Origin of the sequence: Bosea vaviloviae, assembly GCF_001741865.1 — a bacterium.
GTDB lineage: Bacteria > Pseudomonadota > Alphaproteobacteria > Rhizobiales > Beijerinckiaceae > Allobosea > Allobosea vaviloviae.
The window spans coordinates 4,680,066-4,702,065 of sequence record NZ_CP017147.1 but is presented as its reverse complement, the minus strand read 5'-3'; the positions used below and the strand labels follow the sequence as shown (position 1 = coordinate 4,702,065).

General features: G+C 64.5%; 20 protein-coding genes and 1 pseudogene. 17 read left to right on the top strand and 4 right to left on the bottom strand.

The features are described from left to right. Window positions 1-95 precede the first annotated feature (95 nt). Window positions 96-386, bottom strand: a complete 291-nt coding sequence (locus BHK69_RS21580) for a hypothetical protein (RefSeq protein ID WP_069691895.1) — start codon at window positions 384-386, stop codon at window positions 96-98. Window positions 387-1,016: 630 nt separating this feature from the next. Beyond that, a complete protein-coding gene (locus BHK69_RS21575) occupies window positions 1,017-1,385 on the bottom strand; it encodes a hypothetical protein (RefSeq protein ID WP_069691894.1) in 369 nt (122 codons plus the stop codon). A 404-nt stretch (window positions 1,386-1,789) separates the two neighbouring features. On the opposite strand from BHK69_RS21575, the gene BHK69_RS32955 reads away from it, so the two are divergent. The 3 genes and pseudogenes from BHK69_RS32955 (at window position 1,790) to BHK69_RS21560 (ending at window position 4,545) form a co-directional block, all read left to right on the top strand. Further along, window positions 1,790-1,957, top strand: coding sequence for a hypothetical protein (locus BHK69_RS32955; protein WP_199578968.1), 168 nt, complete (start codon window positions 1,790-1,792; stop codon window positions 1,955-1,957). 43 nt (window positions 1,958-2,000) lie between these two features. After that, window positions 2,001-3,020: an aldo/keto reductase gene (locus BHK69_RS21565; protein WP_069691892.1), complete on the top strand. Its 1,020-nt coding sequence runs from the start codon at window positions 2,001-2,003 to the stop codon at window positions 3,018-3,020. A gap of 344 nt (window positions 3,021-3,364) precedes the next feature. Continuing rightward, window positions 3,365-4,545, top strand: a pseudogene (locus BHK69_RS21560) (IS256 family transposase). Between the two features lie 158 nt (window positions 4,546-4,703). On the opposite strand, the gene BHK69_RS21555 reads toward BHK69_RS21560, so the two are convergent. Next, the gene (locus BHK69_RS21555; RefSeq protein ID WP_069691891.1) at window positions 4,704-5,363 is read right to left on the bottom strand and encodes an RraA family protein; all 660 of its coding nucleotides are present in this window, start codon (window positions 5,361-5,363) and stop codon (window positions 4,704-4,706) included. Between the two features lie 26 nt (window positions 5,364-5,389). After that, window positions 5,390-6,598, bottom strand: coding sequence for an aspartate transaminase (locus tag BHK69_RS21550; RefSeq protein ID WP_069691890.1), 1,209 nt, complete (start codon window positions 6,596-6,598; stop codon window positions 5,390-5,392). Window positions 6,599-6,784: 186 nt separating this feature from the next. On the opposite strand from BHK69_RS21550, the gene nac reads away from it, so the two are divergent. From nac to BHK69_RS21480, 14 genes are all read left to right on the top strand, one after another. Continuing rightward, complete coding sequence (gene nac / locus BHK69_RS21545) at window positions 6,785-7,699, top strand: nitrogen assimilation transcriptional regulator NAC (protein ID WP_244548271.1); 915 nt, start codon at window positions 6,785-6,787, stop codon at window positions 7,697-7,699. Between the two features lie 104 nt (window positions 7,700-7,803). Then, the gene (locus BHK69_RS21540; protein WP_069691888.1) at window positions 7,804-8,235 is read left to right on the top strand and encodes an acetyl-CoA carboxylase biotin carboxyl carrier protein; all 432 of its coding nucleotides are present in this window, start codon (window positions 7,804-7,806) and stop codon (window positions 8,233-8,235) included. Window positions 8,236-8,244: 9 nt separating this feature from the next. Beyond that, window positions 8,245-9,594, top strand: a complete 1,350-nt coding sequence (gene accC / locus BHK69_RS21535; RefSeq protein WP_069691887.1) for an acetyl-CoA carboxylase biotin carboxylase subunit — start codon at window positions 8,245-8,247, stop codon at window positions 9,592-9,594. Continuing rightward, on the top strand, window positions 9,594-10,250 hold the full coding sequence (gene pxpB / locus BHK69_RS21530; protein ID WP_069691886.1) for a 5-oxoprolinase subunit PxpB: 657 nt from the start codon (window positions 9,594-9,596) through the stop codon (window positions 10,248-10,250). The genes accC and pxpB overlap by 1 nt, the downstream gene beginning before the upstream one ends. Next, window positions 10,247-11,239, top strand: coding sequence for a 5-oxoprolinase subunit C family protein (locus BHK69_RS21525; RefSeq protein WP_069691885.1), 993 nt, complete (start codon window positions 10,247-10,249; stop codon window positions 11,237-11,239). The genes pxpB and BHK69_RS21525 overlap by 4 nt, the downstream gene beginning before the upstream one ends. Then, window positions 11,236-11,661: an acetyl-CoA carboxylase biotin carboxyl carrier protein gene (locus tag BHK69_RS21520; protein WP_069691884.1), complete on the top strand. Its 426-nt coding sequence runs from the start codon at window positions 11,236-11,238 to the stop codon at window positions 11,659-11,661. Before BHK69_RS21525 ends, BHK69_RS21520 begins: the two co-directional genes overlap by 4 nt. 12 nt (window positions 11,662-11,673) lie before the next feature. Then, window positions 11,674-12,459 carry a LamB/YcsF family protein gene (locus BHK69_RS21515; protein WP_069691883.1) on the top strand — a complete coding sequence of 262 codons (786 nt, stop codon included), beginning with the start codon at window positions 11,674-11,676 and terminating at the stop codon, window positions 12,457-12,459. A gap of 85 nt (window positions 12,460-12,544) precedes the next feature. Next, window positions 12,545-13,303, top strand: a complete 759-nt coding sequence (locus BHK69_RS21510) for an SDR family oxidoreductase (RefSeq protein ID WP_069691882.1) — start codon at window positions 12,545-12,547, stop codon at window positions 13,301-13,303. Between the two features lie 5 nt (window positions 13,304-13,308). Beyond that, entirely contained in the window at window positions 13,309-14,010 is a 702-nt protein-coding gene (locus BHK69_RS21505; protein ID WP_069691881.1) for an amino acid ABC transporter permease, read from the top strand. Between the two features lie 3 nt (window positions 14,011-14,013). Further along, window positions 14,014-14,772 (top strand): amino acid ABC transporter permease, encoded by a 759-nt coding sequence (locus tag BHK69_RS21500; RefSeq protein ID WP_069691880.1) that lies wholly within the window; start codon window positions 14,014-14,016, stop codon window positions 14,770-14,772. A gap of 32 nt (window positions 14,773-14,804) precedes the next feature. Further along, window positions 14,805-15,536: an amino acid ABC transporter ATP-binding protein gene (locus tag BHK69_RS21495; protein WP_148663532.1), complete on the top strand. Its 732-nt coding sequence runs from the start codon at window positions 14,805-14,807 to the stop codon at window positions 15,534-15,536. A 30-nt stretch (window positions 15,537-15,566) separates the two neighbouring features. Continuing rightward, a complete protein-coding gene (locus tag BHK69_RS21490; RefSeq protein ID WP_069691878.1) occupies window positions 15,567-16,412 on the top strand; it encodes an ABC transporter substrate-binding protein in 846 nt (281 codons plus the stop codon). Between the two features lie 794 nt (window positions 16,413-17,206). Beyond that, window positions 17,207-20,905, top strand: coding sequence for a DUF4132 domain-containing protein (locus tag BHK69_RS21485; protein WP_199578966.1), 3,699 nt, complete (start codon window positions 17,207-17,209; stop codon window positions 20,903-20,905). Continuing rightward, window positions 20,899-21,993: an ATP-binding protein gene (locus BHK69_RS21480; protein WP_069691877.1), complete on the top strand. Its 1,095-nt coding sequence runs from the start codon at window positions 20,899-20,901 to the stop codon at window positions 21,991-21,993. Before BHK69_RS21485 ends, BHK69_RS21480 begins: the two co-directional genes overlap by 7 nt. Window positions 21,994-22,000: the final 7 nt, after the last annotated feature.

The following is a 22,000-nucleotide window of genomic DNA, read 5'->3' as shown; positions in this document are numbered from 1 at the left end:
GCTCTTGCATGAAAAAAAAGCCGCACCGCAGCGGGGTGCTGCGGCGCGGCCTGATTTGAGCGATCGCTGACTTGGACGATCACTGGCTTGGACGATCAGCGGTAATAGGGCCGGTCGTAATAGCGGCGGTGGTGGCGCGCATAATAGGGCGGCGGGCCGCCATAACGACGTCCATAGGCGTGTCCCGGAGGGCCATAACGGCGCGGGCCGTGGCGGAACTCCCGGCGGCCATCATAGCGCCAGTCGCGATACTGGACCTGCTGGATGTCGCCGGCCGGAGCCTGGATCTCCCGGCCCGAGGCGAAGGCCGGCGCGGCCTGCGCGATCGCGGGCAGGAATGTCGCAGCACCAAGCGCCAGGCTCGCGGCGAAGATCAGTTTACGCATTGAAGTCTCCTTCCGATGAAATCGGTATGGCTCCGATCTATCCCGGCGCCGCGGAACTGCCGATGAACGGAAAAGTTCACCTGCGTTCAGGGAGGGGGGAGGATGCGGGGGCCGAAACTGACGATTGCGAGGAGTGGCTCCGGCCCTCGCGTCGAAGCCGGCCTTCGATCGGCCCAAGGATAAACTCCGCGTAGACCCGGGATCCGAAGCGCGTCGTGGTCGGGCTTGACCCATGAGCGGATCATACGCAGCGCCCCCCTTGCGGGCGAGGTGACGCGAAGCGCCGGATGAAGGGCGCGGGGAACCCTTCTCCCGTATGGGAGAAGGGCAGGGATGAGGGCCTGCCCTAACCGATTAAGTCCGCAGTGGCGCCGTTGCGTGTCCATAATCAGCGGCACACCCTCACCCCTACCCCTCTCCCATTCGGGAGAGGGGTTCCCGCGCCTGTCTCATCCGTCAGCGCCCGCTGGAAAGCCGGCATGGATCCGGATCGGCGCGGCGGAGCTGCGTCCTTGGGCCGGCCGAAGGCCGGACCCGGGGGGCCGCTTGTCCCGGAAGCCGGCTCGGTGGCCGCCAGTGGAGCCAGGAAAAGACCGCCCGGCGCAAGCGAGCGCCGGGCTGTCCGCAGGCTCAGCCTGCCTTCTTGGTGACGATCGTGAGCAGCCCGTTCTCGCTCATCTGCGCGAAAAGGACATGGGTCGAGGATAGCCCCTTGGCTTCCAGGGCCGATTTGATGGTCGGAGTGGAATCAACCGAGCTCCGGAGCTTTTGAAGCTCACCGTCGCCACGCTGGGAGACGATCTCAGTGACCTGCGATTGAGTCGCCGCCGGCAATTCACTGATGTCGACCACGTTGACCGATTGAATCGTCGGCGGGGCCGATGGGGCTTGCGGAGCAGATGCCGGTGGGCGAGGGGACGAGGGCGAGGGGGTCTGCGCGTTGGCGGCCACGGACAATGCGAGAGCGGCTCCGGTGGCCAGGGTCGTGATCAGGCGCATGGATGTTCCTCCATCAGTTGCGGATGAACGGCCTAACCCACACCGCAAATGCGGTCGGATGCTGAACGGCAGCTGACCATTTCGTGACGATGTCGTGGCGAAGGCATCACATTGATGGCGCTCATCACATTGCTGGTGCTTGGGGCTGTGGACCTGAGCCGACGAGGATAGTCACGGCTATTCGGCGGCCAGACGAATCTCCGGATTCATCGGAACACGCAGAAATCTAGGGAACGCCCAGAAATTTCGACGAACCAGGCGGCAAAATTCCCTATGACCCTTCGTTTCGAAGGAGTTTTCAGCGCAACTCCTATGCTTTGACATTTACCGTGTTGCCGCCGTCCCGATAAGGTTGCGATGCCGTCGATCCGCCTCATTGCCTCGCAAACCGAATGACTGTGCCGATGTCGCTGCGCGGCCCGCGCAACGTCGCTGCCTTCCCGCTCGTGAGTGGCGTGGGCCTATCGTCCTCGGTCACCCCACAGGTCACCGACCTCGCGATGGCGCGGCTTTCGTGCGGGACGTTCGCGTTGATGCTGTCGCCGCTGCCGAACTGCTCCGCATCACATTGACCATCGCCGGCATCGCGATTCATCGACTGAAAAGGGAAGCGCCATGAAATACGCCAATCTCGGCCGTTCGGGTCTCAAGATATCCAGAATCGGCCTGGGCTGCATGAGCTTCGGCGTCGAATCGAGGGCGTGGCGGCTCGATGAAGCGGCGAGCCGCCTCGTCATCCGGCACGCGCTCGATCATGGCATCACCTTCTTCGATACCGCTGACATGTACGGCGCGGGGGAAAGCGAAACCGCGCTCGGCCGTGCGCTTACCGATTTCGCCCGGCGCGACGAGGTCGTGATCGCGACCAAGCTGTTCTACCCGGTGCGCCCGGACCCGAACGGGCGCGGCCTGTCGCGCAAGGCCTTGTTCGCTGGGATTGACGCCAGTCTGAAACGGCTTGGAACCGATCACATCGACCTCTACCAGATCCATCGTTGGGACGAGGAGACGCCGATCGAAGAGACGATGGAAGCGTTGAACGACATCGTGCGCGCCGGAAAGGTGCGCTATCTCGGCGCCTCCTCGATGTTCGCCTGGCAGTTGCTCAAGGCCCAGAGCGTCGCGGCGGCCAACGGCTTCAGCCGTTTTGTCTCCGTGCAACCGCATTACAATCTTCTCAACCGCGAGGAAGAGCGTGAGATGCTGCCGATGTGCCGATCCGAAGGCATCGGCGTCATCCCCTGGAGCCCTTTGGCGCGAGGGCGGCTCGCCCGACCCTGGGCCGCGGAATCGACCTCGGACCGCGTGCGTCACGACCGCACTGCGGAGCGGCTTTACGCCCACACCGCAGCGGCGGATCAAAGCGTTGTCGAAGCGGTGGGCGAGATCGCCCGCAAGCGCGGCGTTTCGCGAGCGCAAGTGTCGCTCGCATGGCTGCTGTCGCGGCAGGGCGTGGTCGCGCCGATTATCGGTGCAGGCAAGCTTGCCCATCTCGATGACGGGCTGGGCGCGCTAGACCTCAAGCTCGACGACGCGGAGATAACGGTGCTTGAAGCGCCCTATGTTCCACACGCCGCCAGCTTCTATGAAGAGGCCCTCGGCCCCGTTAAAAAGGGGCTTCCCGAAGCGGCTTGATCCGCCATCTTCCAGGGTCGGAGCACCTTGCGGGGTTTTGAGGGGCTCATTTGCCGCGTGATGTGCGGTGAATAGGCTTATGCCTGCGGCGAATACGCACCATATTCACCGCAACGAGCGCGGAGAATACGGTGGTCCATATCCATGAGCTTGAAGGCTGGCCCCGGTTCGAATGGAGCGGCTATCTAGCGCGGTCCTCTACGAAATTTGGCAGGTGCTAAGGCCGGCTTTTGGCGCATAGCCGACATTCCGAAGGTAGTGTGCAGGGAGTTCTGCAAAATCTGAGGTTGGCCATGGCAGGTTGGTGATGTTCGACGTCACCTCACTCCAGCCGGAGCCCCACCATGACCAGAAGCGAGGCTAAGCCCGCGATTGCCGCCGTGAAAGAGCTTTTCTCGCAGCACCCTGATGGTTTGCGCGATGTCGTCAGAGCCGTGCTGCAGGAGGTTCTTGAATCAGAGATGACCGAGGCCGTGGGAGCGGCGAAGGGCGAGCGTAGCGAGGGCCGCCTCGGCTATCGTTCGGGCTCCTATGGCCGCACGCTGGTGACACGTGTCGGCAAGCTCGAGCTGCGTGTGCCGCAGGATCGGGACGGGCGTTTCTCGACCGAGCTGTTCGAGCGCTACCAGCGCTCGGAGCGGGCCTTGGTGGCGACCTTGGCGGAGATGTATGTGCAGGGCGTCTCGACGCGGAAGGTCAAGGCGATCACCGAGGAGCTGTGCGGCCACGCCTTCTCGGCCTCGGCGATCAGCGCGATCAACAAACGCCTCGACGAGAGCCTGAAGGCCTTTGCCGAGCGCCTGCTGGCCGAACCCTTCCCCTATCTGATCCTCGACGCACGCTACGAGAAGGTGCGCGAGGCCGGCGTCGTCATGAGCCAGGCGGCATCGACTGGGACGGGCGGCGCCAGATCCTCGCCGTCGAGATGGCCAACCGCGAGAGCCGTTCAGCTTGGCGCGACTTCCTCGTCGGCCTCAAGGCGCGCGGCCTCAAGGGCGTCGAGTTCGTCGTCTCCGATGATCACCCCGGCCTGGTCAAGGCGATCGGCGAGGTCCTGCCCGAGGCGGCCTGGCAGCGCTGCTATGTCCACTTCCTGCGCAATGCGCTTGACCATCTGCCGCGCAAGCACGCCGACGACTGCCTCCAGGAGCTGCGCTGGATCTATGATCGCCGCGATCTCGCCGAGGCCAAGGCCGATCTCGCCGCATGGCTGGCCAAATGGTCGTCGCGCTATCCGCGCCTGACCGGCTGGGCCGAGGATGCCATCGAGCAGACCCTGACCTTCTTCAGGCTGCCGAGGCAGCACCACAAGCACCTCAAGAGCACCAACATGCTCGAACGCCTCAACGAGGAAATCCGCCGAAGGACCTATGTCGTGCGCATCTTCCCCAACACAGAAAGCTGCCTGCGCCTCGTGCGCGCGCTCGCCGTCGAAACCCACGAAAACTGGATGGAGGCAAACCGATACCTCAACATGGACGACCTCAGAGAGCACAAGAAAACCGCCCTCAGACAAGCCGCATGACCGCCGTCACAGCCAACCCATTTTGCAGAACTTGACGCACACAACCATTCCGAAGGTCGGCTTCTAGGTAGCGCTCCGCTGCATGAATAAGCGCCAATGCTGCGATCCGAACTATGTTTGGTTCACATGCGAGCCTTTGGAAAGTCGAGAAAGTCGTATTAATTCAGGCTGCGGGCTTCGAGTGCGTCGACAAAGACGCGGTCCCAGCGTCCCTCTCGAATGGCCTGCATCGTGGCCTCTTCCGCCTCACGCTGCCTCAGGGCTTTCTCGATCACACTCGGTGCCTCTTCAGGCGAAAAGACAACGAGCCCGTCCTGATCGCCGACGACGAGGTCGCCAGGTCGCACGGTCATGCCGCCGACCGAGATCGGCACGTTGATCGCGCCCGGGCCGTCCTTGTATGGGCCGCGATGCGTGACGCCACGGGCGTATACGGGAAAGGAACGCTCGCTTATTTCCGCAACGTCACGGATGGCGCCATCGAGCACCATGCCGGCGAGACCAAGCGAAGCCGCAGCGAAGGTCATGATTCCCCCGACGAGCGCATTGGAGAGATCGCCCTCGGCATCCACCACCATGACATCGCCAGGCCTGCAAAAATCATAAGCGCGCAGGATCGCGAGATTGTCGCCGCCGCGGGTCTTGACCGTGACCGCCGTGCCGACGAGCGGAGCCGGGCGGTGATAGGGCGTGAGTCCCTTGCTGCCGCGATTGCGCCGGAGTTGATCGCTCAGGAGCGCGACGGCGATCTCCCTCAAGGCCGCGATGATCCGCGGGTCGGCCTGCTGAGAGGAAGGATTCGTTTCGATACCAGCCATCAATCGGTCCCGGTTCTGTGTGGATATCAAGCGAGGTCGGCGACGGCGCGGGCGATGCGGGCGACCCCGTCAGCCAGAATTTCGTGCGAGGTTGCAATCGAGAGCCTGAAATAGGGCGAGAGGCCATAAGCGGATCCCGCCACAACCGCGACGCCGACGCTATCGAGAAGATACAAGACGACGTCGCCATCGGTTTCGAGCCGCCGGCCGTCCGGTGTCGCGCGGCCGATCAGGCCGCCACAGTTGACGAAGAGGTAGAAGGCGCCTTCGGGCATGCGGCAGGACAGGCCCGGAATCGCGTTGATCCCCGCCGCCGTCGCATCTCGCCTCTCGCGATAGATCGCAACGCTTTCTGCGACGAAGCCCTGGTCTTGCGTCAGGGCAGCAGCAGCGGCCGCCTGGCTGATCGAGCAGCTGTTGCCAGCCGATTGGGACAGGAAGGTATCGAGCGCACGCACGAGATCGCGCGGGCCGGCCACCCAGCCGATGCGCCAGCCGGTCATCGCATAGGTCTTCGAGACGCCGTTGATCGCTAGCGTCCTGTCGCGGAGTTCGGGCGCAGCAGACAGGAGATGCGGAGCGGTTCCGCCTTCGAAGCGGATGTGCTCATAGATGTCATCCGTCATCACCAGGACGGAGGGATGCCGGGCGAGCACCTCGGCGAGCGCGCGGTACTCGGCAGCCGAATAGGTCGCCCCGGTTGGGTTCGAGGGCGAGTTCAGGATCAGCCAGCGAGTCCGCTTCGTAATCGCAGCATCAAGCCCTGCCGAGGTCAGCTTGAAGCCCTGATTCTCGGGGCAGGCCACCGGAACCGGCAAGCCGTCGCAGGCGAGGACCATATCGGGATACGACACCCAATAGGGCGCCGGGATGATAACCTCGTCACCGGGTTCGAGGGTCGCAGCCAGCGCGCTGTAGATGGCGCTCTTGGCCCCGTTCGTGACGATGATCTCGTCGGGGACGTAGACAAGGCCGTTTTCGCGCTCGAGCTTCGCGACAATTGCCTGCCGCAGTTCAAACGTACCGGCGAGAGCCGTGTAGCGGGTCGCTCCGACCTCCATCGCCCGGCTCGCTGCCTGCCTGATATGCGCGGGCGTATCGAAATCGGGCTCGCCCACCACCAGGCTGACGATCGACCGGCCTTCACGGCGCAGCGCGTTGGCGCGTTCGGCCGCGAATGTGCTGGGCGAAGGTTTGATGCGCCTGACGCGCTCGGCGACGCGGGGAAAGCTCACGGCGTCTCGATTCCTGTCATCTGAGAACGAGGCGTGACGCTATCGCCGCGTCGAACCGGTGGCCAAGAGGAGTTCGCTCTGCCTTTATAGCGTTCCCTTATGGATCATGGTCTTCCCGCACGGCCCGCTCCGGCTAAGCCGGGGGACCGGAAGGCCAGCATGAATCTGAGGCGCCTGCAGTATTTTGTGAAGATCGTCGACATCGGCAGCCTGACCCAGGCGGCCGACATCCTGCACGTCGCCCAACCGGCGCTGAGCCAGCAACTCGCCACGCTCGAGGGTGAGGTTCGCCAGCAACTGCTTTTGCGCACGAAGCGAGGCGTGACGCCCACCGAAGCGGGCAAGGTCCTCTACCGCCACGCTCAGCTTATCCTGCGGCAATGCGAACAAGCGCTCGCGGATATGAAAGCCGCCGGGCTGGGCGTGTCGGGGGCGGTGTCGGTCGGCCTAGCGCCCGGGACGGCCGCGGCCGGACTCGCATTGCCACTGTTGCGCGCCGTCCGGCTCCGGCATCCCGGCGTTATCCTCTATCTCAACGAGACCTATGGTTCGACGCTTTCGGAACTGGTCATGAACGGCCGGATGGACCTTGCGGTGCTCTATGGCGGCAAGACGGCCGTGCACGGTCTCTCGTTCCGCCCCCTCCTGCGCGAGTGGCTCTGTCTCGTCGGTCCCAATACCCTGGACGCTCCGCCCGATACCGTGCCGCTGTCGCTCGTGGCCGACATGGATCTCTATCTGCCACGGCCCTACAATGTCGTCCGCAAGATGGTCGACGAGGCTTGCGCCGGTCTCGGTCTCGCCCCCAAGGTCGTGGCCGAGATCGAATCGGCCAGCACGCTCACGGCTGCGATCACTGACGGACATGGTGCAACGATCCTGCCGGAATCGATGGCCCGGCAAGTGACGGCGTCTTCGCCAGCTTGGCATTCGCGCATCATCGACCCTGCCATCGAGGCTCCGCTGGCGCTCTGCCAGTCGGACCACCTGCCGCTTTCGGAGCCGGCCCAGATTGTCAGGGATATCATATTGGAGCTGGTGGCCGATTGGCCCGACAACCTGCTGGAGGCAGCTGAGCCCCACCGGCAGCCCCCGTCATAAGCCGCTCTTATCTGCCCAGAGACAAACCGTCTTAGCTTGCCCGGTGCGGGGTCGTTAGCGTTGGCGTATGGCGCCGTCGAACCCGACCAGCCCGGTGAGCCAGGATGGACTTGCACCATATCAAGACGCTGATCGACACGATGGCCGCGTCAGACCTCGCCGAGATGGAGGTCAGCCGCGACGGCTGGACCTTGCGCCTCGTCCGGCGGGCATGGCCGGCTCCAACGGTCCGCGCAGAAACCTCCGGCCGCGCTGCTTCCCCGCCTCAGGCGTCGCACGGCACCGATCTGCCGCCTTCCGCGGAAGCTCTCATACGGGCGCCGCTTTCGGGCATCGTCTATCTCGGCTCCTCGCCGAACGATCCGCCTTTCGTGGTGGCCGGACAGGCTGTCGCGATGGGGACGACCCTTTGCGTCATCGAGGCCATGAAGATGTTCAACGAGGTGAAGGCCGAGCGGGACGGTCTCGTCGAGGCCGTCCTCGTCGCCGCCGGCGATGAGGTCGAGGGCGGCCAGCCGCTCATCCGGCTGGTGTGAGCGGCGGCCATGTTCAATTCCGTCCTGATCGCCAATCGGGGTGAAATCGCGCTCCGCATCCAGCGCGCCTGCCGAATGCTCGGACTGCGCACCATCGCGATCTACTCGGAGGCTGACCGGGAGGCGGCTCATGTCCGCCATGCTGATGTCGCCGTCTGCATCGGCCCCGCTCCCGCTATCCGCAGCTACCTCGACGGGGCCGCGATCCTGCTCGCCGCCGCGGCGACGGGGGCGGAGGCGGTCCATCCGGGCTACGGCTTCCTGTCGGAGAATGCCGCCTTCGCGGAGCGCGTCACGCAGGCCGGCCTGACCTTCATCGGCCCCAGTGCGGCCTGTATCCGCACCATGGGGGACAAGGTCGCGGCAAAGCGCGCCATGCGGGCCGCCGGCGTGCCCTGCGTGCCGGGCCCAGACGCCAGTCTTCCCGATGCCCCGGAGGCGATCCGGCACATTGCGGCCGAGATCGGTTATCCGGTCATCCTCAAGGCGGCGGGAGGCGGTGGCGGTCGCGGCATGAGGATCGTCGAGCAGGAGAGCGGCCTGCTGGATGCGCTTGCCTTGACGCGCGAGGAGGCGAGGCGCGCCTTCGGCAATCCCGAAATCTATGTCGAGAAGTTCCTCGGCCGCCCACGCCATGTCGAGATCCAGATTCTGGCCGACGGTCATGGCAACGCACTCTGGCTCGGCAGCCGCGACTGTTCGCTCCAGCGCCGCCACCAGAAGGTGCTGGAGGAGGCGCCTGCGCCGGGCCTGCCGGAGGCGCTCCTGGTCGAAGTCGGCGAACGCTGTACCGAGGCCTGCCGGCAGATCGGCTACCAGGGCGTCGGCACCTTCGAGTTCCTGGTCGAGGCCGGCGCCTTCTTCTTCATCGAGATGAACACGCGCGTTCAGGTCGAGCATCCTGTGACCGAGATGACGGCGGGGATCGACATCGTGGCCGAAGGCATCCGGGTGGCCCGGGGCGAGCCCCTCTCCATCACGCAATCCGAGATCGCCTGCCGCGGCCATGCCTTCGAATGCCGCATCAATGCCGAGCATCCCGACAGCTTCGCGCCTTCGCCGGGACGCATCACGCGCTTCGATGTCCCAGGCGGTCCCGGTGTGCGTGTCGACACGCACGCCGGGGCCGGGACCGTCGTGCCGCCGTATTATGATTCCCTTGTCGCCAAACTGATCGTGCATGGCGCGACACGACAAGAAGCGCTCGCGCGCCTGACGGTGGCGCTTTCCGAAATGCGGGTCGAGGGCGTCTCGACGAATCTGCCGCTGCATCGCCGCATCGTCACCGATCCGGGTTTCATGGAGGGCGGCGTCGACATCCACCACCTCGAAGCCATCCTGCGGCGGGGAACGGCTTGATGAGCGCGTCACCCCGCATCAGCCTTCTCGGCACGGGCGCGCTGCTGTTCGAGGCGCCGGGCGAAACCGATCTGCCGACGCAGCGCCGCATCTGGTCACTGGCGCGCGAGGTCGAGACCTGGCCCGAAATCCGCGAGGCCGTGCCCGGAATGAACAATCTGCTGGTGAGCTTCGCCAGCCGACCGCGGCGGCTCGACGCCATCGAGGCGCGGCTCATCGACGCCTGGGCGGCGGTCGATCCCTTGCCGCTTGCGGGGCGCATCGTCGAGCTGCCGGTCATCTATGGCGGGGATGGCGGCCCACACATGGCCGATGTCGTCGCGCATACAAGGCTTGGTGTCGACGAGATCGTCGCGATCCATAGCGAGCCGATCTATCCGGTCTACGCGCTCGGCAGCCATCCCGGATATTGTTACCTCGGCGGGATGGACCCGCGCCTTGCGACGCCGCGCCGCAAGGTGCCGGTCCTGACGATTCCAGGTGGCGCCGTCTCGATCGGAGGCGCGCAAACCGGAGTGTCCGCGTCGGACGGGCCGAGCGGCTGGAACACGATCGGGACGACGTCGATGTCCTTCTTCGACGCGCTGCGCGATCCGCCGGCCCTGCTTCAGCCCGGTGACAGCATCGCGTTTCGAGTCGCCCGGGTGATCCGATGATCGAGATCCTGTCGCAGAGCGCGCTTGCGACCGTGCAGGATCTCGGCCGCGTCGGGGCGCTGCGGTGGGGTGTCGGGACGGCGGGCGCCATGGATCGATTGGCGCTCCTCTGCGGGAACCTCCTTCTCGGCAATTCCGAGGGCGCGGCCGGGATCGAGATGCAAATCTTCCCCTTCGAGATGCGCTTCGATCAGGACTGCTCCTTCGCACTGAGCGGCGCCGATTGTGCGGCGACGCTCGATGGCGTGCCGCTCCTGCCTTGGTCGGGTGCATCGGCGCAGGCCGGCCAAATGCTCCGTCTCGGCCTGCCGCGAGCCGGCCGCTGGCGCGGTGCGCGGGCTTATGTCTGTGTCGCAGGCGGCATTGACGTGCCGATCGTCCTGGGTTCGCGCAGTACGCAATTGCGCGGCGCGATCGGCGGCCTCGATGGTCGCGCTCTGCGACAAGGCGACCGGCTTGCAGTCGGCACCCCGGCCGACGACGCGCCGGCTGCCGTCCTGGCTGGCATCATCCCACCCGCACTCGCCATGCCGCTCGCGGTCGACGGCGTCCCGGCTGTGCGTGTCCTGCCCGCCGCTGAGTATGCCCGCTTCACGCCTGCCTCCCGCGCGGCATTCTGGTCCGAACCCTGGAAGATCACGCCACAGAGCGATCGCTACGGTTTCCGGCTCGCCGGACCCGTGATCGAGCCGATCGAGCCGATCGAGTTGCGCTCTCATGGAATCGTGCCGGGCGTCATCCAGGTGCCGCATGGCGGCCAGCCGATCGTACAGATGTGCGACGCGCAACCTTCCGGGGGCTATCCGAAGATAGGGACCGTGATCGAGGCCGATCTCTGGCGGCTCGGCCAGGCGCCGATCGGCAGTCGCATCCGCTTCGTCGAGACCGGCTGGGAGGAGGCGCTGGCGGCGCTCGACGAGATCGAGCATTGGCTCGCCGGCATTCGGCGTTTGCTCGATCTCCAGCGCGCGCGGAGCCTTGGCCGATGACAACGCCACTGGATCATGCCGCAGAGATTGCCGCCTGGCTGGCTGCAACAGACATCGATGTTCTCGAACTTGACGGGCCGGAGGGGCGCCTGCGGCTGGCGCGAAGCGGTTGCCACGTCTCCCGTGTCGACGACGCAGCGCCTGTCGGGCCAGTGGAAGAGCCGGAGCTTGGCGGAGAACGGCACGACAGGATCCGCTCGCCAGGGGTTGGTCACGTCCTGCATGCCCATCCGCTGCATGAGACGCCGCTCGTCCAGCAGGGCGCGCGCGTCGCCGCCGGGCAGGCCGTCGCGCTCCTGAAGATCGGAGCGATGCTGATTCCGATCTCGGCCTCCTGCGACGGGATCGTCGCCGGGTTCATCGCGCCGGACGAATCTCTGGTCGGCTTCGGCGATCCCGTCCTCGACATCCGACCGGCCTGAGGAGCCAGCCCCATGCAGATCGATCTCAACGCCGACCTCGCCGAAGGCTACGGCCCCTGGACCATGGGCGACGACGCCGCGCTTCTGGACGTCCTGTCATCCGCCAATATCGCCTGTGGGTTCCATGCGGGCGACCCGCTCATCATGGACAGGACGGTCAAGGCCGCGCTCGCCCGGGGAGTGGATATCGGCGCCCATGTCGGCTTTCCCGACCGACAGGGTTTCGGCCGCCGCCCGATGCAGATCGACGCGGCCGAACTCGCTGCCATGGTGACCTATCAATTGGGCGCGCTCGAAGGCATCGCCCGCTCGGCCGGCCATCGCATGACGCATATGAGCTTTCATGGCGCGCTCGGGAACATGGCGGCGGCGGATTCCAGCGTCGCGCGACCGCTTGTCGAAGCCGTTGCGCGCTTCGACAAGCGCTTGATCATCGTCTCTTCGACGAGCCGCGCCATCGAGGGCGCGGCCGCGCAAAGCGACATGCGGGTCGCAACGAGTTTTCTGGCTGATCGCGCTTATGACGAAACCGGCTTGCTGGTTCCGCGGCAACTGCCGAACTCGGTCATTCATGACGAGGCGATCGTGCTGGAGCGAGTCCGGCTGCTGCTTCGAGAGGGCATCGTTTTGACCTATGACGGACAGAAGCTGCCTATGCGCCCGAAAAGCATTCTCCTGCATGGCGACACGCCAGGCGCCCTGGCGTTGGCGTGCAGCATTCGGACGGAGGTCGAGGCCGCAGGTGGGCGGGTCACGCCGATATCCCGCCTGATGGCGGGCTCACACCACGAAACATAAGGAGGTCTTATCTCTCCAAAGACAATCCGTCTTGGCGGGCCTCGATCCGCTTCCGCTAACGTCACATCACCAGAACAGGACGCCCATGCCCTTTTCCGATTACAGGACAGCCCTTGTCACCGGCGCTTCGTCCGGCATCGGCGCAGCCGTGGTCGAGCGCCTCTGCGGCGAGGGGCTGGCGGTCCATGCAGTCGCCCGCAGCGCAGAGCCGCTGGAGAACCTCGCCCGGCGCACAGGATGCATCGCCCACGTCCTGGACGTGACGGATCGGGCCGGTCTTGCCCGCCTGACGGGCGAGATCGCGTTCGACGTCCTGGTCAACAACGCGGGGGTCGACCGGCCGAAGAAGTTCCTGGAGGCCGACGAGGAGGACATCGATCTCCTCGTCGACGTGAACCTGCGCGCCGTTCTGCATCTGTGTCGGCTCGTCGTGCCCGGAATGGTGGCGCGCGACCGCGGCCACGTGATCAACATCTCGTCGATCGCGGCAGCCTACAATTTCGGCGGTAACTCGACCTATCACGCCACCAAGGCGGCGGTCAGCATGCTGTCGCGACAATTGCGCATCGACGCCTTCGGCCGGCGGGTCCGCGTCACCGAAATCTGCCCGGGGCGGGTGGCGACCGAGATCTTCGCGCATGTGCATGGCGACACTCCCGAGATCCGCGAGCGCTTCATCGCCGGATACGAGCTGCCGGAGGCCTCTGACATCGCCAACGCGATCGCCTTCGCGATTGCCGCGCCCGTCGCGGTGAATATCGGCCATATGGAGATCACCCCGACCCTTCAGGTGCCGGGCGGCTTGTCCACGGCCCGGCCTGACCTACCGCCCGCGACGGTCTGACGGCCATGAAGGGGTTCGATCTCGCCGCGATCCTGCTGAACCCCGAATTCGGGCGCATGCTGCTCCGCGGCCTGGAAATGACCTTTGTCATCGCGATCGGCTCCTGGTGCCTGGCGATGAGTCTCGGGCTCGTGCTGCTGGTGATCCGGCTGACCCCGAGCCGTATCGCCGATGGGATGGTTGCCGCCTATGTCTCCTATCACCGCAACGTCCCGACACTCGTGCAGCTCATGCTCTGGTATTTCGGGATATCGAGCCTGCTGCCCGATGCGCTCCAGACCTGGCTGGCGGAGCATAGCGGCGAGGCCGCTTTCGCGATCATCGGTCTCGGCCTCTGTCAGGCCGCCTATTTCAGCGAGGATCTCCGCTCGGGGCTCCGGTCGATCGCATCGGGACAGGCGGAGGCGGCGCGAGCGCTGGGGCACAGCTATATCGGCTCGATGCGCTATGTGCTGATGCCGCAGGCTGTGCGCAATGCGCTGCCAGCGCTCATCAATCACAGCGTCTCGCTGTTCAAGAACAGCAGCCTTGCCATGGCGATCGGAGTGGCCGAGCTGACCCATGCGGTCAAGGAAGTGGAGAATCTGAGTTTCCGGACCTTCGAGACTTACCTGATCGCGACCATCGCCTACCTTGTCTGTTCTCTCGCCATCATGGCGGCTGGCGCGATCCTGAGCCGGCGGGCGGCGCTCACGGGAGCGCGTTGAGCCATGCTGTGGGACATCGTCAACATCGTCCGCGAGAACTGGCTCCTCCTGCTGATCGGCCAGTATCCAAACGGTCCGCTCGGCGGCTTCGCGGCGACGCTGATCCTCTCGGTGCTGAGCATCGCGCTCGCCTTTCCGGTCAGCATTCTCATCGCGCTCGCGCGGTTGTCGAGCTCGCCTTTCCTGCTCTGGCCCGCGACGATCCTCGTCTATGTGGCTCGCGGCGTGCCGCTTCTGATGCTGATCCTGTGGGTCTATTTCATGGTCCCGCTCCTGATCGGCGCGAATGTGCCGGGCTTCGTGACGATGCTGGTCACGCTCGTGGTGTACGAGGGCGCCTTTCTCAGCGAGATCGTGAGAGGCGGGATCGTGGCGCTCGGCAGGGGGCAGATGGAGGCGGCGCGCGCGCTCGGCCACAGCCATCTCGGCGCGATGGGCTACGTCATCCTGCCGCAAGCGCTTTACAATATGATGCCGAGCATTCTCAGCCAGTTCGTCTCGACCATCAAGGAGACGACGCTTGGTTACGTCATCAACGTGCCGGAGCTCACCTTCGCGGCCAACCAGATCAACAACCAGCTTCTGACCAAGCCCTTCCAGGTCTTCTTCATCCTGGCGATCGTCTATTACCTGGTCTGCTGGACCCTGACGCGGCTCGCCTTGCAGCTCGAGCGCCGCATCACCCGCAAGCGGGCCGGCCCGCGCGAAAGCGGCGATCGGCCAGTTTTCCGGCACCCGCAATCCCTGATCGTCGAGCCATGACAGACCATCGCCCGCCCGCGGAAGCACCGCCCATGATCAGCTTCTCGAACGTCAACAAGAACTATGGGAGCTACAAGGCTCTCGTCGGGATCAACGCCGAGGTCGCACGCGGCGAGGTCGTTGTCGTCTGCGGACCATCGGGCTCCGGCAAGTCGACGCTGATCCGCACCGTCAATCGCCTCGAAGAGATCGGATCCGGCACGATCACCTTCGACGGGCAGGACGTGCACGGCCCGATGCGAGGTTCCGATCTCAACCGCCTGCGCAGCCGGGTTGGTTTCGTTTTCCAGAGCTTCAATCTGTTCCCGCACCTCTCCGCGCTCGAGAATGTCACCTTGTCGCCGGTCAAAGTCAGCGGGACGAAGCGGGAGGTCGCGCACGAGAGGGCTATGCAGCTTCTCGATCGGGTCGGCCTGGCGGCCAAGGCCGGCTCCTATCCGGCTCAATTGTCGGGTGGCCAGCAGCAGCGCGTCGCGATCGCGCGCGCGCTGGCCATGGAGCCACCCGCCATGCTGTTCGATGAGCCGACGAGCGCGCTCGATCCGGAGATGGTCGGCGAGGTTCTGGCTGTGATGCGCAGCCTGGCCGCGGACGGCATGACCATGATGTGCGTGACCCATGAGATGGGCTTTGCCCGCGAAGTCGCGGACCACGTCTGGTTCATGGATGGCGGCAGCATTCTGGAGCGGGCGCAACCCGGCGCCTTCTTTGGCGCCCCTCAGCATCCTCGCGCGCAGCGCTTCCTCTCGGACCTGCGGCACTGACCCGAAGCCTCTGACACATGGAGATCTGACATGACGTTGAAGATCCTGAGCCTCAGCCTCCTGTTGACCGCAGCTGCTCTTGGCATCGCAACGAGCTCGGCCAGCGCCGATCAGCTCGCAGACGTCATGGCCCGAAAGGAGCTGCGTTGCGGCACCTTCGCGGACGTGCCACCTTTCGCTGCGCCGGATCAGAAGACCCGTGAAATGGTCGGGTTCGACGTCGATCTGTGCATTGCGCTTGCCAAGCGCTGGGGCGTTGCCGCCAAGGTCACGCCGCTCTCCGTCGAGGCGCGGGTGCCGGAGGTCAAACTCGGCCGGGTTGACCTGACGATCGCCAACCTCGCCTACACGCTTGGCCGGGCGGAGCAGATCCAGTTCAGTGACCCTTACTACCTCGCCAAGGAGATGCTGGCTGTAAAGGCGAGCGATCCGTCGACCTCCAAGGCCGACTACAAGGGCAAGCGCCTCGCCTCGACCAAGGGTTCTACCTCGGAGCTTTCGATCAAGATGAACGGCTCCGATCCGCTGACCTTCCAGGATACCGGATCGGCTTTCATGGCCGTGCAGCAGAACAAGGCGCTCGGCATGGTGGCCAACACCATGACGATCACCAAGCTCGTCAACGACTCGCAGACCAAGGGTGTTCCGCTCAAGATGATCCAGGAGCCGATGGTCTTCCAGCCCATCGGAATCGGCATGAAGAAGGACGAGCCAGCCCTGCTCGCCAAGGTCAACGAGACGCTGCGGGCCATGGATCAAGCCGGCGAGATCAATCAGGCCTGGAACAGATGGCTCGGCCCGGATACCGAATTCAAGATGACGCGCACGGACAAGGTCGTGCCGCTGAGCGAGCTGAAGTTCGAGGCGATGCCTTGAGGCTTAAAGCACCGGTGCTGTCACTGTGGGGGATCGCCCTTGGATTCATCCCGCTCGCTGAGCGCCAGCGAGCGCACGAGGCTACCTTCGACGGTTAGGGCCTCACGGCCTGTCGAAGGTGCTTTACCTGGGTTCACAGAATGATGAAAAATCCGGTTTCGGTGTCCACGAAACAGCAGCAGGTCGCTACGCACCGCTGAAAATTGAGATCGTAGCTTGGAGGCGTTCGGTCGCTGAGACGCGCTTCCCCAGTGCCAGCCAAAAGTCCGGTGCCATTTCGTATGTATGCCTGTGTGGGGCATCGGCGGGTGAAGGGAATCGGTATCACGGTCTAGCCGGACCTAAGCGACCGGCCGCAGGTTGATGCTGTCGCCGAATGTCCGCTTCTCGGCACCCTGCCAACGTCGCAGTTGGCGCAGAGTTGCCATACACCGCAGATCGCCTGTCTTTCACGCCGTGGCGCTGATTCTGCGATGAGTGCTCAGAAGAGGTGGGTGACCGTGGTACGAGTCGCTGTTCTACACCTGCCTTCGATCAGCCTCGCGATCCAATGCGGGCCAAGCCGACCGGATCAAACAGGCTCGTAAGCCTAGGGGAAAATCGCACGCGGGCACAGCATCGCACCAAGGCGTGGAAATGACTGGCTCCCGGAGCTGAATGAAACTGCGAACTATTCGTCGTCGATTCCGCTCCGATCGGCCAACTGCAGGTGCGAGCGCACAGCACTCCGTGCGGAATAGCGCTAGCCCTTGGTTCCGGCTGTCGATTACAGTCTAGATCAAGGGGGATGATTGGTGCGGCGCTTGCTCAGTTTGATTTTCGGCGCTGGGCCGCTGGCCGGATTCAGCGATGCGCGGTTGGAGAAGCACTTTGCGGTGCTTGATCGGGTAAGTCCGGGGCTGATGCGCAAGACCGTGACGTTCGTCGGAATTGGCGACGGTGGTTCGGTCCTGTCCACGCTCGGAACTCCGGCGGCTATCTCGACATGGAAAAGCAGGCCGGGCAGATATGTCGGCGACCCATCCCCCGTAGTGCACATGCTGGCCGACGGCGGTGCGGATCTAGATGTCCTGGCTCGCTTCGGTCAGGCAATGGCTGCGCTCGACCCGCTGCCGCAGCGCGGCCATTGGGGAACGTTCGGCACGAAAAACGCGCCTGACTGGCTCCGCCACTCAATATCCAGAAACGCCAGCAACAATCGCACTAAGGTGCTTTGTTCCGTGAGCCGTCTTGCTTCTCTGGCGGCCGCTGGAGGTGCCGACCCCTCCGCCGTGTTGGACATACTTTTCCACCCGGGGCCGGGCGCATCTTATGGGACGGCGCACAGCATCGAGATGTTCGGTGGTGTCGCCAATTGGCTTGGCTCGCAGGCCGCGCTGGTAATTGAGCATCAATCGAAGCTCGATGCACCGGGCCGTGCCGAATTGGCGCATGCGATCGGTCGCTTCGATCTGGCTGCACGGTATCTCGATCTTCTGGTGGAATATGGAACGTCAGTCGCCAAAACGGTGAGAGCGGCGGCTATGAAAGCGCTGACGGCGGCACCGCGCGACGCGCTGATTGCCGCGCTCGACGACAAATTTTCGAAGTCTAATCCTGGCATACGGGTCGAACTCATAACCTTGGCTCTCGGTGCGTTGGGCACCGACTCCGCCACCCTGCTCAAACGCTGGAACGAAGGGGAGGCGGAGAAGCGCCCGAAGGATGCACTCAGCCGCGCACTGGGCAACGTGGCACTCGGCGAAAGTCCGAAGCCCGCTGCCGGGCCATGGGAGCGTGGATATGTCGCGCTCGACGGGGCCACCGTCGCGTTGCCAGTGCGGCAACCGCTGCCGGAACCGAAGCGCCTGCCCAACGCGGTGTATGACCTCCTTCGCCCTTCCGTCGAAAGCTATAACGCAAACCTGCGCGCGTTGCGGGAAGCGAACCGGAACGAAAAGCATCATTGGAGCCGGACGCACCAACTGATTTCCGAGGCGGAGTTCGCGACGTTTCGCGATGTTGCGGAAGGCCGTGCCAAGTCGACAAGCCGTCAAAACTGGAACCAGGGAATGCGCGCCCTCCAATGGGCGAACCAATATGTGAAATGGGATGCGAGCGGTGTCGCCGCGTTCTACGCGAGCCCCGAGCTCAGCCTGCGGCACCTGATTGCGATCACTCGCCATGATGCCCATTGGAATTTTCTGGCGATCCTCGGCGGCGGGTTCGGACATGTCGGCGCGCAGGAACTGCAACGGCGGATCAAGACCAGCGCGGATTTCCAGATCGCCGCCGATCTGTGGGTCGAGATGGGTGGGAAGCTTCCTCCGATCGAGTATCTGCAGGTTGCGTGGCAGGCCTCCCTCGCGAATGTCGACCGGGAATTGTTGTGGCCTCAAGTTGCGGAGGCCTTTGACGGGATCGACGAAGCGCTTGGCCTTGCTCCCCAGAAGCATCAGCCGAGATTGCATGCCTCGAATGCGCTCGACCTACTCGAGACGCTGCCCAAGGTGCCGCATCGCTACATGATCCCGCTGATGACGATCGCCACGGGATCGCAGAAGACGTTGCGATTGCAGGCGCGCAACCTGCTTGGTGGAGCGCCGGACATCGATGCTGCGATCATCGACCTGCTCGGCGACGGCAAGCAGGAAGCTCGTGCAGGCGCCGCCGATTGGCTTGCCGCGCGGCGCACGACTTCCGGCATCCCGGCGCTTCGCGAGGCGCTGAAAAGGGACAAGAGCGAGATCGCGCGCGCCGCGATTATTACCGCGCTGCAAAAGCTGGGGGACGACGTCTCCGACTGCTTCGATCCTAAGGGGCTGCTGAAGGATGCCGAAGCCGGGCTCGCCAAGGCTTCGACCAAGGGCCTCGAGTGGTTTCCGTTCGATCTGTTGCCGCACCTGCATTGGCAGGATGGAAAGGCTGTCGATTCAAAGATCGTGCGGTGGTGGGTGGTGCTGGCGCACAAGCTGAAACAGCCCGGGAGCAATGCGTTGCTTGATCTCTGGATGGATCGGCTGGTGAAGGGGGACGCGCGCCGATTGAGCCTGTTCGTGCTGCGAAGCTGGATCGACTATGACACGCGGCGACCCACTGAGGATGAGGGCAATGCCTATGCCGCCGCCAATGTGGCGTCGGTGCTGAGTCAGAACCAACAGGCAGTGCGGCAAAATCCACGATATGCGGAATATTATGTGACCGATCGCGACAAGCTGTTCGCGATGCTGAAGCGCACCAAGATGGGCGAGTATTTTGGTAGCGCGAACGACAGCAAGGGGGTGCTCGCGCTGGCCACCCAGGCCGAGGGTGCGGATGCGGCCGCGGCGGTGCGGAGCTTCCTGAAGGATCATGGCGCGCGCATCTCACAGGACAAGGCGCTGCTCGAAGCCCTGGCCGCAAGTTCGGCACCAGCCGCGATCCAAGTCGTGCTTTCCACCGCGAACCGCTTCAAGGCCCGGACGGTGCAGGAGCATGCTGCGGCGCTGATCGAACGCATTGCCGAACGGCGGGGATGGACTCCGGAGGAATTGGCCGACCGCACCATCCCGACCGCCGGGCTCGACGAGCGGGGCGTATGCGAGCTGGATTGCGGCGAGGGCCGAACCTTCCAGTTGGTGCTCGACGCGCAGGATGCGCTGGTGTTGCTCAACCCGTCCGGGCAACCCACCAAGGCGCTGCCCAACCCGCGCAACGAAGGCGAAAAGCCGCTGATCGCCGAGGCGAAGAAGCAGGTCGCCACAGCGCGGAAGGAGCTCAAACAGGCCGTCGGTGCACAGACGGAACGGCTATTTGAAGCGATGTGCCTTGAACGGCGCTGGTCGGTCGACGATTGGGAGCGGTATTTGCTGCATCACCCGATCGTCGGGCGGTTGGTGCGTCAGCTGGTCTGGATCGCGATCGATGGCGAAGGGACGCCGCGCTCGCTGTTTCGCCCGCTCGATGACGGCACGCTCAGCGACGTGAACGACGGCGAAATCGCGATCTACTCCATGTCGCAGGTACAACTGGCGCATTCCAGCTTGGTCACTGCGAGCGAGGCGGCGGCATGGCGGGCGCATCTCTCCGACTATGAAGTCACCGCTCCGTTCGCGCAGTTCGAAGAGGACCTGCCCAAGCTCGCCGAGGGTGACGGCGACAAGACCTCGATCGACGATCGCCAGGGCTGGATGATCGAGACCTTCAAACTGCGCGGCACAGCTAACAAGGCGGGGTTTGTGCGCGGCGCGGCTGAGGATGGCGGAGTCTTCATGTCCTATGAGCGCCGCTATGAATCCGCAAAGATCGTCGCGCAGATCGAGTTCACCGGCAGTCCATTGCCCGAGGAGAATATTCCCGCCGCGCTCCAGCAATTGCGTTTCGCGAAGCTGCGGCGCGGAGGGTGGCACGGCAATGGCGTGCCACTGAAGGAAGTTCCACCCGTGCTTCTCGCCGAAAGCTGGAAAGCATTGCATCGTATCGCCGCTGCCGGAACCGGCTTTGATCCGGCTTGGGAGAAGAAGGCGGGATGGTGACCGAAACCGCACTGCGCACGCCGGCGGAGGAACGCTACGCCGAGGAACTAGCGAAGCTGGCGGAAGCCGACGATTCGCTGCGTCCGCGGGGTTGGACCTTGTCGGCCCGAGCGGTGCGGCGATTCATTCTCGGCGATACCAAGCTGGGCATCGTCCGCAAATTCTATGGTGACGATCCGCTGGTCGATCGCGCGATCGTCAGCCTGATGAGCAATCAGGGACTGATGCTGGTCGGGGAACCCGGCACGGCAAAATCGATGCTGTCGGAACTGCTGGCGGCGGCGATCAGCAATGATTCCGCGCTGGTCGTGCAGGGGTCCGCCGGCACCACCGAGGACCATCTGCGCTACGGCTGGAACTATGCCCTGCTGCTAGCCGAAGGACCAAGCGAAAGGGCGTTGGTTCCATCGCCCGTGCTGACTGCGATGCGCATGGGCAAGATCGTGAGGTTCGAAGAGATTACGCGATGCCCGCCCGAGGTTCAGGACGCGCTGATCTCGATCCTGTCGGAAAAGGCGCTCGCGGTTCCCGAGCTTGGCGCCGAGCAGGCCGTGCGCGCTATTCCTGGATTCAACCTCATCGGCACCGCCAATTTGCGAGACCGCGGCGTGCACGAGATGTCGAGCGCGCTCAAACGGCGGCTCAATTTCGAGACGGTCCATCCGATTGCCGACCCAGCGCATGAGCTCGAACTGGTGCTCAAGCAATTAGGCGAGCGGCTCGGCCCCGCCGGGGTGAAGGCCGATGTGGGGGCTGATGTCGCGGACATCCTGGTCCAGACCTTCCAGGATCTGCGCACCGGCCGCACCAAGGAGGGCACAAGCCTGACTCGGCCCGAAGCGGTGATGTCGACTGCGGAGGCAGTGAATGTGCTTCATGCCGCGGCGCTGGAGGCAGCGTTCCTCGACAATGGGAAGCTCACCGGCGCGCATCTGGCACGACAGATCCAGGGCGTGATCATCAAGGACGAGCCCGAGGACGGCAAGCGCTTCAAGGCGTATCTCGATCACGTCGTGAAGGAGCGTTCGGCGCGGAGCGGCCCGTGGCGCGACTTCTATCAGGCGGCCCGCGCGCTGCGTCTGACCTGAGGCCCGC

What these genes read in the sequence shown, in the direction of transcription:
- BHK69_RS21540 (WP_069691888.1), top strand. Translation starts at nt 7,804, where the DNA reads ATGGACTTGCACCATATCAAGACGCTGATCGACACGATGGCCGCGTCA.
- BHK69_RS21490 (WP_069691878.1), top strand. Translation starts at nt 15,567, where the DNA reads ATGACGTTGAAGATCCTGAGCCTCAGCCTCCTGTTGACCGCAGCTGCT.
- BHK69_RS21580 (WP_069691895.1), bottom strand. Translation starts at nt 386, where the DNA reads ATGCGTAAACTGATCTTCGCCGCGAGCCTGGCGCTTGGTGCTGCGACA.
- BHK69_RS21525 (WP_069691885.1), top strand. Translation starts at nt 10,247, where the DNA reads ATGATCGAGATCCTGTCGCAGAGCGCGCTTGCGACCGTGCAGGATCTC.
- accC (WP_069691887.1), top strand. Translation starts at nt 8,245, where the DNA reads ATGTTCAATTCCGTCCTGATCGCCAATCGGGGTGAAATCGCGCTCCGC.
- BHK69_RS21495 (WP_148663532.1), top strand. Translation starts at nt 14,805, where the DNA reads ATGATCAGCTTCTCGAACGTCAACAAGAACTATGGGAGCTACAAGGCT.
- BHK69_RS21500 (WP_069691880.1), top strand. Translation starts at nt 14,014, where the DNA reads ATGCTGTGGGACATCGTCAACATCGTCCGCGAGAACTGGCTCCTCCTG.
- BHK69_RS21510 (WP_069691882.1), top strand. Translation starts at nt 12,545, where the DNA reads ATGCCCTTTTCCGATTACAGGACAGCCCTTGTCACCGGCGCTTCGTCC.
- BHK69_RS21505 (WP_069691881.1), top strand. Translation starts at nt 13,309, where the DNA reads ATGAAGGGGTTCGATCTCGCCGCGATCCTGCTGAACCCCGAATTCGGG.
- BHK69_RS32955 (WP_199578968.1), top strand. Translation starts at nt 1,790, where the DNA reads ATGTCGCTGCGCGGCCCGCGCAACGTCGCTGCCTTCCCGCTCGTGAGT.
- BHK69_RS21575 (WP_069691894.1), bottom strand. Translation starts at nt 1,385, where the DNA reads ATGCGCCTGATCACGACCCTGGCCACCGGAGCCGCTCTCGCATTGTCC.
- BHK69_RS21520 (WP_069691884.1), top strand. Translation starts at nt 11,236, where the DNA reads ATGACAACGCCACTGGATCATGCCGCAGAGATTGCCGCCTGGCTGGCT.
- BHK69_RS21555 (WP_069691891.1), bottom strand. Translation starts at nt 5,363, where the DNA reads ATGGCTGGTATCGAAACGAATCCTTCCTCTCAGCAGGCCGACCCGCGG.
- BHK69_RS21565 (WP_069691892.1), top strand. Translation starts at nt 2,001, where the DNA reads ATGAAATACGCCAATCTCGGCCGTTCGGGTCTCAAGATATCCAGAATC.
- BHK69_RS21515 (WP_069691883.1), top strand. Translation starts at nt 11,674, where the DNA reads ATGCAGATCGATCTCAACGCCGACCTCGCCGAAGGCTACGGCCCCTGG.
- pxpB (WP_069691886.1), top strand. Translation starts at nt 9,594, where the DNA reads ATGAGCGCGTCACCCCGCATCAGCCTTCTCGGCACGGGCGCGCTGCTG.
- BHK69_RS21480 (WP_069691877.1), top strand. Translation starts at nt 20,899, where the DNA reads ATGGTGACCGAAACCGCACTGCGCACGCCGGCGGAGGAACGCTACGCC.